This window comes from Mesoterricola sp. JemC181 (genome assembly GCF_055384585.1).
In genome coordinates, this window is sequence record NZ_AP045076.1 from 2,767,240 (window position 1) to 2,780,890 (window position 13,651).

A 13,651-nucleotide genomic window follows, 5' to 3' on the forward strand; every position below is an offset into this window, starting at 1 on the left:
ACCTTGGGGCCCCCGGTGCCATCGGTGAGGCTCGAGCCTGAATCGTGCCGCCATGCCCTCCGTCAACGTCCTAACCCTGCTCCTGCGGTTCGCGAACATCTTCTTCGTGGCCACCGCCCCGCTCCTCTGGCACCGCAACGCCGCCATCCTGAAGAGCACCCCCCTGCTGGGGCTGGGCGCGATCCTGGTGGTGGCCTGGGTGATCTACCGGCCCGCGGCCGTGCCCAAGGTCCTCACGCTGGCCTGGGTGTCGGACGCCCTGTGCGGGGTCCTCCTGCTCGGCCTCTTCGGCCTGCGCCTGGCGGCCCCGCCCTGGGTCTACGGGGCCTTCGCCCTGGCCCTGGGCGTGGGCATGGCCGGCACCGAGGTGGCCGCCATGCGCATGGCGGTGCGGTCCAGCCATCCCCCCGAGCTGCGCAGCCGGATCTCCTGGTTCAGCTTCACCAAGGCCCTGGGCGTGGGTTCGGGCTTCCTGGTGGGGGGGGCCGTGGCGGGCACCCCCCGGGCGGCGGTGCCCGCGCGGGTGCTGGTGGCCCTGGCCGGCGTGGCCATCGTCGCCCTGTCCGCGGCCATCGCCCTGGCCTGGGCGGACCCGGATCCCCCCGACCCCGCGGCGCCCCTGGAGGAGGGGCCCCCCCTGGCCGCCCTGGCCGGCATGGGCCTGATCGCCCTCAATTTCACGGTGATCAACCTGGCCAACGCCCTGATCCCCTACCGCCTTTCCCAGGCGTGCTCCCTGCCCAAGGAGTGGATCGGGGTGCTGCTGGCCGTCGAGGCCTACGCCCACGCCTTCGGCACCCTCGCGTTCAGGAACGGCCTTGGACCGCTGGGGGACCGGAGCTCGTACGCCGTGGGCCTGGGGGGGAGCATCGCGCTCCTGGGACTCCTGGTGGCCTTCCCCCGCTGCGGACCGGGCGCGTGCCTGACCCTGCTGGCGGGCCTGGGCCTGACCTCGGCGCTGTCCTACATGGCGTCCACGATCCGGTTCTATGCCTGCGCGTTTCCCAGGGCCATCTTTCCCCGGGTCGCGGTGCAGAAGCTGGCGTCGAGCTCGGGGCGGGCGATGGGGAGCTGGCTGGCGTGGAGGGCCGTGGCCTGGCTGGACAGGGGGGGAGGCTGAAGGCTGTTTTTTCCTCATGATTCCCCATATGGACAGGGGCCTCCGGGCGGAGGACAATGCCACACCCTCCGGAGTCACCCATGCCGCTGCTCACCCGCGCCGAAGCAACCCGCTACGAGGAGACCTCCCGCCACGCCGACGTCATGGCCTTCATCGCGGGGCTCTCGGCCCGGGGGGACCGGCGGCTCCACGTGACCTCCTTCGGGGCCAGCCCCCAGGGGCGCGAGCTGCCGCTGCTGGTGCTCTCGTCCCACGCCGTCACGACGCCCATGGAGGCCCGGGCCCTGGGGCTGCCGGTGGTGCTTGTGATCAGCGGGATCCACGCGGGCGAGGTGGAGGGCAAGGAGGGCTGCCTGATGCTGGTCCGGGACCTGCTGGACGGAACGCACGGCGGAGACCTGCTGGCGGAAGTCACGCTCGTCGTGGCGCCGCTCTTCAACCCCGACGGCAACGACGCCATCGAGCCGGGGAACCGCAGGCTGCACCTCCCCAAGCTCACCGGGCAGCTGGGCCCCGACAGCGGCGTGGGCACCCGGGTGAACGGCTCGGGCATCAACCTCAACCGCGACTACATGCGCCAGGAGACCCTGGAGATGCGCCTGCTCCAGACCCGGGTGTGCCAGGAATGGGAACCGGACCTCACCATCGACAACCACGCCACCAACGGGTCCGTGCACCGCTTCTCCATGACCTACGACATCCCCCACACCATCGAGAGCGGCCGCGCCGAACCCATCGACTACATGCGCGAGGTCCTCCTGCCCCCGGTCACCGCCGCCCTCAAGGCCAACCACGGCCTGGACGCGGGCTGGTACGGCAACTTCGTGGAGGACGAGCGGGTGCTGGACGCCGACGGCGACGCCGATCCGCGCTCCCCGGTGCGCGAAGGCTGGATGACCTACCCCCACCACCCCCGCTTCGGCAGCAACTACCGGGGCCTCACCAGCCGCATGGACCTCCTGCTGGAGTGCTACTCCTACATCACCTTCGAGGAGCGGGTGCGCACCGCCTACGCCTTCATGCTCGAGACCCTGCGCTTCGTGGCCGCCCACCGGGACGACGTGGTGCAGACCGTGGCCTCCTGCCGCGCCCCCAGGGACCGCATCGCCGTGCGCTACCGCCTCGAACGCGCCAAGGCCCCCGTCACCATCCTCACCCGCACCCCCCGCACCCTGGAGGGCGAGCCCAGCTCCATCGTCCTGCCCCACCTGTCCCGCTTCGTGGGCAGCCTCGTGGTGCCGCGGCCCCGGGCCTACCTGGTGCCCGCCGGCGTGGGCGAGGCGCTCAAGGGCCACGGTCTCGCCGTGGAGACGCCCTCGGGCACCTACGACGTGGACGTGCCCACCGTGGAGGGCCTGGGCGCCCAGACCGGCCGGGCCATCCTGGAGGCCGCCAAGGTGGGCGAGCTGTCCGTGTCCTGGCGCCGGACCGCCCGCATCGCCCCGGCCGGCTCCGTCCTGGTGCGCACGGACCAGCCCATGGGCGCCATCGCGGTCTACCTGTGCGAGCCCGGGAGCGACGACGGCGCGGTGGAGAACGGCCTCATTCCCGTCCCGGCCCAGGGTGCGGAGCTGCCCATCTGGCGGGTGGAGGGGGATCTGCCCTGACCGGGGTGCGGGGGAAACCGGGTTTCCTCATCAAGGGCAAGGGTTCGCCGCAGGAGCAGCGGGTGCTGGCTTTCCAGGGCCGCCGATGGGACAGTGGAGCCTTGTCCCCGGAGCACCCATGACCTCGATCCGGCTCGTCCTGGCCCTGGCGGCCCTCCTTCCCGCCTCGGCCCAGGCTCCCCTCGCCTTCCGCACGCCCCCCAAGGTGATCCAGGATCTGGTGGACGTGGAGACGCCGCCCTCGGCCCTGGTGGATCCCCGGGCCCGGGTGCTGGCCCTGGTCAAGCGCCCCGCCCTGCTGACCCTCGAGGACCTCGCCCAGCCCGAACTGCGCCTGGCGGGACTCCGCATCAATCCCCGCACCCACAACCTGTCGCGCACAAGGACCCTGCGCGGCCTGGAGCTGCGCGAGGTGGCCACGGGCAGGGCCATTCCCGTCACGGGCCTGCCGGCGGACCTGCGCTTCGAGCATCCCGCGTTCTCCCCCACCGGCGCCCACCTGGCCCTGGTGAAGGTCCAGGCCGCGGGCCTGGCGCTCTGGACCGTGGACACCACGACGGGCCGGGCCCGGCGCCTCACGGAACCCGTGCTGAGCGCGGTGCTGGGCGCGCCCTTCGCGTGGAGCCCGGACGGCGCGGGGCTCTACGTCCGCGTGCGGCCGACCCTGGACCCCTGCCCCGAAGGCTCCGCCCTGCCCCTGGGCCCCGCCGTCCAGGAGGCCACCGGCGTGCGCGCGCCTTCGCGCACCTACCAGGACCTGCTCCACTCCCCCGCGGACGAGGCCCGCTTCGCCTACTACGCCACCACCCGCATCCAGCGCGTGGACCTGGAGGGCAGGAGCTCCGGCGTGCTGCCTCCGGCCCTCTACCGCGGCATCCTGCCCGCCCCCGGCGGCGCCTTCCTCCTGGTGACCGAGCTCGTGCGGCCCTTCTCCTATCTGTTCCCCGAAAGCCGCTTCCCCGCCACCGTGCGCATCGTCACGGCCTCCGGAGCGCCGGTGGCCACCCTGGCGCAACGGGGTCTCCAGGACCGGATCCCCGTGGACTTCGACGCCTGCGAGGCGGGGCGCCGGCGGTTCCAGTGGCGCGAGGACGAGGCGGCCACCGTGGCGTGGACCGAGGCCCAGGACGGCGGCGCGCCTTCCCGGGACGTGCCCCTCCGCGACCACGCGTACCAGCTCCGCGAGCCCTTCACGGGCGCGCCCGCCCTGGTCTTCCAGGCGAAGTACCGCCTCCACGAAATCGTGTGGGGCGACGATCACACCGCCATCGCCGTGGAGAGCTGGTGGAAGACCCGCCGCGCCCGCACGAGCCTGGTGGACCCGTCCCGGGGCGGCCCGGGGAGGCTGCTCTTCGAGCGCTCCTCCGAGGACGCCTACGGGGACCCCGGCGACTTCGTCACCGCCCGCAACGCCTTCAACCGCATGACGCTGCTCTTCAGCCAGGACCGCAAGCGCCTCTTCCTCGAGGGCGAGGGCTGCGGACCCAAGGGCAACCGCCCCTTCCTGGACGCCTACGACCCGGCCACGGGCAAGGCGGAGCGGCTCTGGCAGGCCGACGGCGCCACCACGTACGAGCACATCGTGCGCGTGCTGGACCCCTCCCGGCTCCTCACGCAGATCCAGGGACCCGCGCGCTTCCCCGACCTGAACCTGCGCACCCTCGGGAAGAAGCCCTCCCTGCAGCCCCTCACGCACACCGAGAATCCATACAAGGCCCTGGCGGGCGTCTCCCGCACGACGCTCCACTACAAGCGCGCCGACGGCGTGGACCTCAGCGCCGTCCTGCACCTGCCCGCCGGCTACGATCCCGCGCGGGACGGGCGCCTTCCCGTGCTCATGGAGGCCTACCCCACCGAGTTCAAGGACGCCGCCAACGCCGGCCAGGTGAAGGAATCCCCCAACCTCTTCTCCGCCCCCCGCTGGTCCATGCCGCTCTACTGGACCCTGCGCGGCTACGCGGTGCTCGAGAACGCCAGGTTCCCCATCGTCGGCCAGGGCGCCGCGGAACCCAACGACACCTACATCGAGCAGCTGGTGGCCAACGCCAAGGCGGCCATCGACGAGCTGGACCGCCTGGGGGTGGGCGACCGCAGGCGCGTGGCCTGCATGGGGCATTCGTACGGCGCCTTCATGGTGGCCAACCTCCTGGCCCACTCCGATCTCTTCGCCGCCGGCATCGCCCGCAGCGGCGCCTACAACCGCACGCTCACGCCCTTCGGCTTCCAGGCCGAGGAGCGCACCTACTGGCAGGCTCCGGGGGTCTACCACGCCATGTCGCCCTTCGACGCGGCCGGGCAGATCAAGGCGCCCATCCTCCTCATCCACGGCGACGCCGACAACAATCCGGGCACGTTCACCCTGCAGAGCGAACGCCTCTTCCAGGCCATCAAGGGCCTGGGCGGCAGGGCGCGGCTGGTGCTGCTGCCCCTGGAGTCGCACAGCTACGCCGCCCGGGAGAACGTCCTGCACATGCTCTGGGAGCAGGACCAGTGGCTGGAGACCTACGTCAAAGGCCGAAACTAAGACATCCCCCGGCAGAGCCGGGGGGTTTAAAACGTGAGCCGCTCAAAGCGGCTGGTCGGGGTCGCTAACGCGGCCCCGAATCATAGGATGGGCACCTTGGAGGTGCCTGGTCAGCGAAACAGGGACAGTTGCTCAAATCGCTCGTCCTCCTTTTCCTGTTTTCGGATGTATTCGCGCACGACCGTCTCATCTCGGCCCACTGTCGATACGAAGTAGCCGCGCGCCCAGAAGTTCTGGCCTACAAAGTTGCGCTTCCTCTCCCCATACACGCGGGCGAGGTGAATCGCGCTCTTACCCTTGATGAACCCGATCACCTGCGCCACGGCATACTTTGGCGGAATCGAAATCAGAATATGGACGTGATCGGCCATGAGGTGCCCCTCCTCGATCCGGCATTCCTTCTGCGCGGCCAGTTGCCGGAACACCTCACCCAGATGTGGTCGTAACTTCTCGTAGAGCGTCTTTCTTCGACATTTTGGGATAAACACCACGTGGTACTTACACTCCCACCGGGAGTGGCTTAGACTTTCCGACGAGTCCATCTTGGACCTCCTTTCGTGTGCTTGGCGGCTCACAATCGGAGATTCCAGGATGGACTCCCTGAAATGTCAAACTTCTACTGCCACCCCGGCAGAGCCGGGGGGTCTCCTGGTTTTGCTAGCGTTTACCCTGGGTCCGCAGCGTGACCGAAGGGGCCTGCGCGGTGGCCCGGGCCAGTTCCTGGGCCGTGGTGGGCAGCGAGGCGGCGGTGAGGCCGGTGGATTCGCCGGGGACGATGTCCTCCAGGTTCCTGAGGAAACGGATCCAGGGCGGCAGCTTGCCGGCCTCCTCCCAGCCCAGCACCCGGTGGGTGGGAACCAGGATGGCCACGGGGCTGGCCCGCAGGGCGGCGGCGACGGCGTTGGCCTGTTCGGTTGCTTGCATCCGCTCGGCCAGGACCTTGAGGCTCACGCACTGGCCGAACCCCAGCAGGAGCGTCTCCGCCCACACGCGCTGTTCCAGGGCATCGCCCGCCAGGTGGATGGGCAGGTTGAAGGTGCGCAGGGTCCGGCGGAAGTATCCGTCCAGCTGGCTCTTGAGGAAATCCAGAACCCGCGGCTCCCGGCGGTTCCGGGGCGTGAGGATGAGGGTGTCCTCGGATTCGGGCAGGACCTCCAGGCGGCCGATCTTCCCCCCGTCCGCCAGCCCAACGCCGATCCAGCCCAGGGGGCTGTGGAGGTAATGGTGGAAGGGGATGGGGGGTGCTGCCACGGGTAGGCTCCTCGTAACCTTGAACATACGCACCGGGCGGCCCCGCGCACGGCGAAATCTAGCGCGTAAGCTTCCGGTAGTGGATGCGGTGCGGCCCCGCGTCCAGGCCCAGCTGCTCGCGGCGGTAGGCTTCGTACTGGGAGTAGTTCCCGTCGAAGAACTCCACCCGGCTGTCGCCTTCGAAGGCCAGGATGTGGGTGGCCAGGCGGTCCAGGAACCAGCGGTCGTGGCTGATGATCACGGCCGAACCCGCGAAGGCCTCGATGGCCTCCTCCAGGGCGCGCATGGTGTTGACGTCCAGGTCGTTGGTGGGCTCGTCGAAGAACAGCACGTTGGCGCCGCTCTTGAGGGTGAGGGCCAGGTTCAGGCGGTTCTGCTGGCCGCCGGATAGCTCGCGCACCTTCTTGGTCTGGGACTCGCCCGAGAAGCCGAACTTGGACATCCAGGCCCGGCCGTTGACGAGCTTGCCGCCCATCTCGATCATGTCGGAGCCGCCGGTGACGGCCTCGTACACGCTCTTGTCGGGGTCCAGGCCCTGGCGCAGCTGGTCCACCACGGCCATCTTCACGGTCTCCCCGATGCGGATGGAGCCGGCGTCGGGGGCCTCCTGGCCCGCGAGCATGCGGAACAGGGTGGTCTTGCCCGCGCCGTTGGCGCCGATGACGCCCAGGATGCCGCCCCTGGGGATGGCGAAGGTGAGGTCCTCGAAGAGCACCTTCTCGCCGTAGGCCTTGCTGACGCCGGTGAGCTCGGCCACCAGGTCGCCCAGCCGGGGGCCGGCGGGGATGAAGATCTCCAGGTCCTTCTCCCGCTGGACGTTCTCCTGGCTGAGCAGGTTCTCGAAGCTGGAGATGCGGGCCTTGCTCTTGGCGTGCTGGCCCTTGGGGGACATGCGGATCCACTCCAGCTCGCGCTCCAGGGTCTTCTGGCGGGCCTTGTCGGACTTCTCCTCCTGGGCCAGGCGCTCCTGCTTCTGCTCCAGCCAGCTGGAGTAGTTGCCCTTCCAGGGGATGCCCCGGCCGCCGTCCAGCTCGAGGATCCACTCGGCCACGTGGTCCAGGAAGTACCGGTCGTGGGTGATGGCGATGACGGTGCCCTCGTAGCGCTGCAGGTGCAGCTCTAGCCAGGCCACGCTCTCGGCGTCCAGGTGGTTGGTGGGCTCGTCCAGGAGCAGGATGTCGGGCTGCTGGATGAGGAGCCGGCACAGGGCCACCCGCCTTCGCTCGCCCCCGGAGAGGACGCTGATGGAGGTCTCCGGGTCCGGGCAGCGCAGGGCGTCCATGGCCTGCTCCAGCTGGGCGTCCAGGTCCCAGCAGTCCAGGGTGTCGATCTGGTCCTGCAGCGCGCCCTGGCGGGCCAGGAGGGCATCCATGTCCGCGTCGGGCTCCCCGAAGAGCTCGCTGATCTCGTTGTACTCGCGCAGCAGGGCAACCTTCACCGCGGCGCCCTCCTCCACGATCTCGCGCACGGTCTTGGTGTCGTCGAGCTTGGGCTCCTGCTCCAGGAGGCCGGTGGTGTAGCCTTTGCTCAGCACCGCCTCGCCGTTGAAGTCCTGGTCCACGCCCGCCATGATGCGCAGCACCGTGGACTTGCCCGAGCCGTTCAGGCCCAGGACGCCGATCTTGGCGCCGTAGAAGTAGGACAGGGAGATGTCCTTGATGACGGGTTTGTTGTTGTAGAATTTGCTCACCCGCATCATGGAATAGATGATTTCGGGCTGATCGGTGGTGCGCTTGGCCATACGTGGTTCTCCAGCGTCCATCATAAGCCAGGGGCGGCCCTGAATGGCTTCATGGTTCCAAACCCATTGAGGGAGAGCACATGGCGGAGACAAAGGACACCCTGACCGCCCCGGAGCTCCGCAGGCTCATGGACGCGGGACGCTGGTACCGCCTCAGGCGGGCCCTGGATGCGCTGCACCCCGCGGACGTGGCCGAACTCCTGGAGGGCGTGGGCGCGTCCCAGGAGATCCTCCTTCTCCGGCTCCTGGGAAAGCGCCAGGGCGAGATCTTCGCCTACCTGCCCACCTTCCAGCAACGTCGAATCCTCAGGAAGACCGCCCCGGAGCAGCTGGCGCAGCTGGTGGGCGCGCTGCCGCCGGACGACCGGACCCAGCTGCTGGCCAAGCTGCCCCTGCCCGTCGCGCACACACTGCTCGGTCGCCTTCCCGCATCGGAACTGAAGCAGGGCCTGGCCCTGCTCAGCTACAAGGACAACACGGCCGGACGCTACATGACGCCGCAGTATGCCTCGATCCTGCCCGGCATGACGGCCCGGGAGGCCCTGGAGGCCATCCGCACCACGGGCCGGGGCAAGGAAACCCTGAATGTCATCTACATCGTCGACGAGGACGGCAGGCTGGTGGAGGACCTGAGGCTGGGGTCACTGGTCCTGGCCGACCCGGCCATGCTGGTCACCGATATCACCGACCCGGGCCTGGTGGCCCTGCTCGACACCGCGCCCGTGGGGGAGGTCCTGCAGGCCTTCGAGAAGTACGACCGGGTCGCCCTGCCGGTGGTGGACCAGGCCCAGCAGATGCTGGGCATCATCACCATCGACGACGTGGTGGACGTGGCCGAGGCCCGGGCCACCCGGGACATCCAGAAGATGGGCGGCGTCGAGGCCCTGGACATGCCCTACGCCGATTCCGGCTTCTGGGCCATGGTCCGCAAGCGCGGCGGGTGGCTGGCGGTGCTGTTCCTGGGGGAGATGCTCACGGCGACGGCCATGGGCCACTACGAGAAGGAGATCGCCAAGGCGGTGGTGCTGGCCCTGTTCGTGCCGCTGATCATCAGCACCGGGGGCAATTCCGGGTCCCAGGCCACCTCCCTGATCATCCGGGCCCTGGCCCTGCAGGAGCTCAAGCTGAGGGACTGGATCCGGGTCTTCCGCCGGGAGCTGTTTTCAGGGCTCGCCCTGGGCGGCGGCCTGGGCGCGATCGGCTTCACCCGGATCGTGATCTGGCAGCGCATGGGCCTCGCGAACTACGGCCACAACTACATCCTGGTGGCCCTCACCGTCTGGATGAGCCTGACCGGGGTGGTGCTCTTCGGCACCCTGGCCGGGAGCATGCTGCCCTTCCTGCTGCGCCGCTTCGGCTTCGACCCGGCGACGAGCTCGGCCCCCTTCGTCGCGACGCTGGTGGACGTCACGGGGCTGGTGATCTACTTCCAGGTGGCCTCCATGATCCTCAAGGGGACCATCCTCTGAGCATGGATTCTGCAGTTGAAGTCCCAGGGCTTGCTGAAATCTCGACAGCCACGCCTCCGTTGTGGACAGGCGGAGCACCGCCTGTCGCCCACGCCGGCCCAAAACGGCCGCGCAGGTGAAAATCGAATAAGTCTTGATCCAGATCAAGGCGCCGTTCCCGCGCGCCCGTCATGCTTGGTCCCCGGGAGACGCCATGGAACGCCAGATCATCCGCATCGACGAGGACCTGTGTGACGGCTGCGGCCTTTGCGCCGACGGCTGCCCCGAAGGGGCCCTGCAGATCATCGACGGCAAGGCCCGCCTGGTGAGCGAGATCACCTGCGACGGGCTCGGGGCCTGCATCGGCGAGTGCCCCCAGGGGGCCATCGAGGTGGAGACCCGGGAGGCCGCCCCGTACGACGAGCGAAAGACCATCGACAACATCCTGCCCAAGGGACCCAACACCCTCAAGGCCCACCTCAAACACCTCCACCACCACGCCCAGACCGCCTACCTCAAGGAAGCCGAGGCCTACCTGGCCGAGCTCCAGGTCGCCATCCCCCCGTACAAGGAGAAACCCATGGGCTGTCCCGGTTCCGCCCCCCGCAACCTCGAACGCGCCGCGGCCCCCGCCCCGGCCGAGGGCCTCCAGAGCCAGCTCAGCCACTGGCCCGTGCAGATGCACCTCATCTCGCCCATGAACCCGGTCTTCCACAAGGCCGACCTGCTCCTGGCCGCCGACTGCGTGGCCTTCGCCCTGCCCGACTTCAACCAGAAGTGGCTGCCCGGCAAGAAGGTGGCCATCGCCTGCCCCAAGCTGGACACCAACCAGGAATCCTACGTCGCCAAGCTCACGGCCCTCATCGACGAGGCCCAGGTGAACACCATCACCGTCATGATCATGGAGGTGCCCTGCTGCGGCGGCCTCCTGCGCTGCGCCCAGGTGGCGGCCCAGGCGGCGAAGCGCCGGGTGCCCCTCAAGGTGGTGGTGGTCGGCGTCGACGGGGAAATCCGAAAAGAGGACTGGGTCGCCTGATCCGCCCCCTTTTCCGGTGAACATGAGTCCGCGTATCATTCGGAAGTCGCGGAGGCTCCATGAAGATCGCCGTCCCAGTCGAGGTCCGGCCCGGTGAGAACCGGGTCGCGCTGGACCCCGAGTCCTGCCGGAAGCTGGTGCAGGCCGGGGCCGAGGTGGCCGTCGAGCCGGGCGCCGGGGAGCGGGCCTTCTTCCCGGACGAGGCCTACCGCCAGGCGGGGGCGACGCTCGGCGATCCCTGGGACGCGGACCTGGTCCTGAAGGTCAACGCCCCCATGGAGCGCCCCGGCGGCGCCCTCGAGGCCGACCTCCTGAAGCCCGGCGCGATCCTCCTGGCCTCCCTCTTCCCCACCCGGCACCTGGACGCCATGCAGCGGCTGGCGGCCCGGGGCGTGACGGCCTTCTCCACCGACTGCATCCCCCGCACCACCCGGGCCCAGGCCATGGACACCCTCTCCAGCCAGGCCAACATCACGGGCTACAAGGGCGTGCTGCTGGGCGCGGCTGAGTTCCCGGGCTACTTCCCGATGTTCATGACCGCCGCGGGCACCACGCCCCAGGCCAAGGTCTTCGTCATCGGGGCGGGCGTGGCCGGGCTGCAGGCCATCGCCACCGCCCGGCGCCTGGGGGCCAGCGTCAGCGCCACCGACGTGCGCCCCGAGGTGCGCGAGCAGATCGAGTCCGTGGGCGGCAAGTACGTGGGCATCGACGTGAAGGCCCACGCCGGCGGAGGGTACGCAGCGGAATTGTCCGCGGAGGACAAGGCCCTCCAGGCCCGCATGCTGGCCGGACACTGCGCGGGCATGGACGTGGTGGTCACCACCGCGCTCATCGGGGGCGTCTTCGCGCCCAGGCTCCTGGACGAGGCCATCGTGGCCACCATGAAGCCCGGGTCGGTGATCGTGGACCTGGGGGCCGACGGCGGCGGCAACTGCACCCTGAGCCGGCCCGGGGAGACCGTGACGGCCCACGGGGTGCGGATCCTGGCCCCCCTCAACCTGCCTTCCACCCTGCCCCGGGCCGCCAGCACCCTCTTCGCCCGCAACCTCCTCAACTTCGTCCTGGCCTTCTGGGACAAGGACGCCGGGAGCCTGCGCCTGGACCGGGAGGACGACATCCAGAAGGGCTGCGTGGTCACCCGGGATGGCGAGATCGTCCACGGCCCCACCCTCCAGGCCCTTGAAAGGAGCCACCCGTGACCCACGGCCCCGTCGACATCATGGGCGCGCTCTTCGTGTTCATGCTGGCCACCTTCATCGGCCTCATGTCCATCCAGCGCGTGTCCCGGCTCCTGCACACGCCGCTCATGAGCCTGACCAACGCCATCTCCGCCATCGCGGTGGTGGGCGCCATCATCGTCTCGGCCGGCTCCCACCAGCCCTGGTGGGTCACGGCCCTGGGCCTGGCGGCCATCTTCTGCTCCACCACGAACATCGTCAGCGGCTTCCTCATCACGGACCGCATGCTGAAGATGTTCAAGAAGCGGGAGGGCGCCAAGTGAACCTGGAGTCCCTCGTCCAGCTCATGTACCTGGCGGGCACCGCCCTGTTCATCCTGTCCCTGCGGTGGATGAGCGACCCGGAATCCGCGCGCAAGGGCGTCCTGGCCGGCGTCGCGGCCATGGCCCTGGCGGTGGGGGGCACCCTCGCGGGGGTGCTGGCCACGGGCGGCACCCATTATTGGTGGATCCTCGGCGCCTTCGTGCTGGGTGCGGCGGTGGGCTACCCCCTGGCCCAGGTGCCGCTCACCGCCGTGCCCCAGCGGACCGCCCTGAGCCACGCCTTCGGAGGCATGGCCGCGGGCCTCGTGGGCACGGGGAAGTTCTTCCTGTACTACGGCGAGCGCAACGGGGCCGCCCTCACCCCCTTCATCGTCACGGCCCTGGTGGCCGAGGTGCTGCTGGGCTTCCTCACCCTCACCGGCTCCCTGCTGGCGGCGGGCAAGCTCCAGGAGGTGGCGTGGATCCCCCAGCGGCCCGTCACCTACCCCTTCCAGAACGTCATCAACCTGGCGCTCTTCGCCCTGGCCCTGGCCTTGGGCATGGCCCTGGTGCTGCACCCGCTGGCCCCCTGGGCCCCCGCGGCCTTCGGGGGGCTGCTGGTCCTGTCCCTGGCCTTCGGGGTGCTGCTCATCCTGCCCATCGGCGGGGCGGACATGCCCACGGTCATCTCCATCCTGAATTCGTACGCGGGCCTGTCCGCGGTGGCCATGGGCTTCGTGCTTAACAACAAGCTCCTCATCACCGCCGGCGCCCTGGACGGCAGTTCGGGCCTGATCCTCTCGATCATCATGTGCAAGGCCATGAACCGGTCCTTCACCAACGTCCTCTTCGGGGCCTTCGGCCAGACGCAGCAGAGCGCCGCCGGGGACGCGGCCCGGACCTACAAGGAGGACACCGTGGAGAGCGCCGCCCAGGTCATGGCCCAGGCGGACCTGGTGGTGATCGTGCCCGGCTACGGCATGGCCGTGGCCCAGGCCCAGCACAAGGTGCGGGAACTGTATGACCTGCTCAAGAAACGCGGGGTCACGGTCAAGTTCGCCATCCACCCGGTGGCCGGGCGCATGCCCGGGCACATGAACGTGCTCCTGGCCGAGGCCGAGATCCCCTATGACGATCTGCTTGAAATGGACGACATCAACGGCGATATGCCCCAAGCCGATGTGGCCCTCATCATCGGCGCCAACGACGTGGTGAACCCGGCCGCCCGCACGGACAAGGCCAGCCCCATCTACGGCATGCCCATCATTGACGCCGACCGGGCCCGGACGGTCTATGCCATCAAGCGATCCAAGAACCCCGGCTTCGCGGGCATCGACAACAGCCTCTACTTCCTGGACAAGACGTTCATGCTCTTCGGGGACGCCAAGACCGTGGTGGGGGAGCTGGGGCGGCAGCTCAGCGGAGAAGGGCACTAGCGGTTGCC

General features: G+C 69.5%; 11 protein-coding genes. 8 read left to right on the forward strand and 3 right to left on the reverse strand.

Annotated features, from left to right (window positions below):
* The first annotated feature begins 52 nt into the window (after positions 1-52).
* From ACZ5MC_RS12125 to ACZ5MC_RS12135, 3 genes are all read left to right on the forward strand, one after another.
* Positions 53-1,120, forward strand: coding sequence for a hypothetical protein (locus ACZ5MC_RS12125; protein ID WP_464515932.1), 1,068 nt, complete (start codon positions 53-55; stop codon positions 1,118-1,120).
* A gap of 80 nt (positions 1,121-1,200) precedes the next feature.
* Positions 1,201-2,727 (forward strand): M14 family metallopeptidase, encoded by a 1,527-nt coding sequence (locus ACZ5MC_RS12130; RefSeq protein ID WP_464515933.1) that lies wholly within the window; start codon positions 1,201-1,203, stop codon positions 2,725-2,727.
* Positions 2,728-2,845: 118 nt separating this feature from the next.
* Positions 2,846-5,251: a S9 family peptidase gene (locus tag ACZ5MC_RS12135; RefSeq protein ID WP_464515934.1), complete on the forward strand. Its 2,406-nt coding sequence runs from the start codon at positions 2,846-2,848 to the stop codon at positions 5,249-5,251.
* 110 nt (positions 5,252-5,361) lie between these two features.
* Here ACZ5MC_RS12135 and tnpA read toward each other — a convergent pair whose 3' ends face one another.
* The 3 genes from tnpA to ettA all read right to left on the reverse strand — a co-directional run bounded on the left by tnpA (position 5,362) and on the right by ettA (position 8,243).
* Complete coding sequence (gene tnpA, locus ACZ5MC_RS12140) at positions 5,362-5,793, reverse strand: IS200/IS605 family transposase (protein ID WP_306600627.1); 432 nt, start codon at positions 5,791-5,793, stop codon at positions 5,362-5,364.
* Between the two features lie 115 nt (positions 5,794-5,908).
* Positions 5,909-6,502: a methylated-DNA--[protein]-cysteine S-methyltransferase gene (locus ACZ5MC_RS12145; RefSeq protein ID WP_306600690.1), complete on the reverse strand. Its 594-nt coding sequence runs from the start codon at positions 6,500-6,502 to the stop codon at positions 5,909-5,911.
* 58 nt (positions 6,503-6,560) lie between these two features.
* A complete protein-coding gene (gene ettA / locus ACZ5MC_RS12150; RefSeq protein ID WP_306600691.1) occupies positions 6,561-8,243 on the reverse strand; it encodes an energy-dependent translational throttle protein EttA in 1,683 nt (560 codons plus the stop codon).
* An 80-nt stretch (positions 8,244-8,323) separates the two neighbouring features.
* On the opposite strand from ettA, the gene mgtE reads away from it, so the two are divergent.
* From mgtE to ACZ5MC_RS12175, 5 genes are all read left to right on the forward strand, one after another.
* Positions 8,324-9,712 (forward strand): magnesium transporter, encoded by a 1,389-nt coding sequence (gene mgtE, locus ACZ5MC_RS12155; RefSeq protein WP_306600692.1) that lies wholly within the window; start codon positions 8,324-8,326, stop codon positions 9,710-9,712.
* 193 nt (positions 9,713-9,905) lie between these two features.
* Positions 9,906-10,727: an ATP-binding protein gene (locus ACZ5MC_RS12160; RefSeq protein ID WP_306600693.1), complete on the forward strand. Its 822-nt coding sequence runs from the start codon at positions 9,906-9,908 to the stop codon at positions 10,725-10,727.
* A 59-nt stretch (positions 10,728-10,786) separates the two neighbouring features.
* Positions 10,787-11,926: a Re/Si-specific NAD(P)(+) transhydrogenase subunit alpha gene (locus ACZ5MC_RS12165; protein WP_306600694.1), complete on the forward strand. Its 1,140-nt coding sequence runs from the start codon at positions 10,787-10,789 to the stop codon at positions 11,924-11,926.
* Positions 11,927-11,946: 20 nt separating this feature from the next.
* The gene (locus ACZ5MC_RS12170) at positions 11,947-12,228 is read left to right on the forward strand and encodes an NAD(P) transhydrogenase subunit alpha part 2 (RefSeq protein ID WP_373432562.1); all 282 of its coding nucleotides are present in this window, start codon (positions 11,947-11,949) and stop codon (positions 12,226-12,228) included.
* A gap of 2 nt (positions 12,229-12,230) precedes the next feature.
* Positions 12,231-13,643, forward strand: a complete 1,413-nt coding sequence (locus ACZ5MC_RS12175; RefSeq protein ID WP_373432563.1) for an NAD(P)(+) transhydrogenase (Re/Si-specific) subunit beta — start codon at positions 12,231-12,233, stop codon at positions 13,641-13,643.
* Positions 13,644-13,651 lie beyond the last annotated feature (8 nt).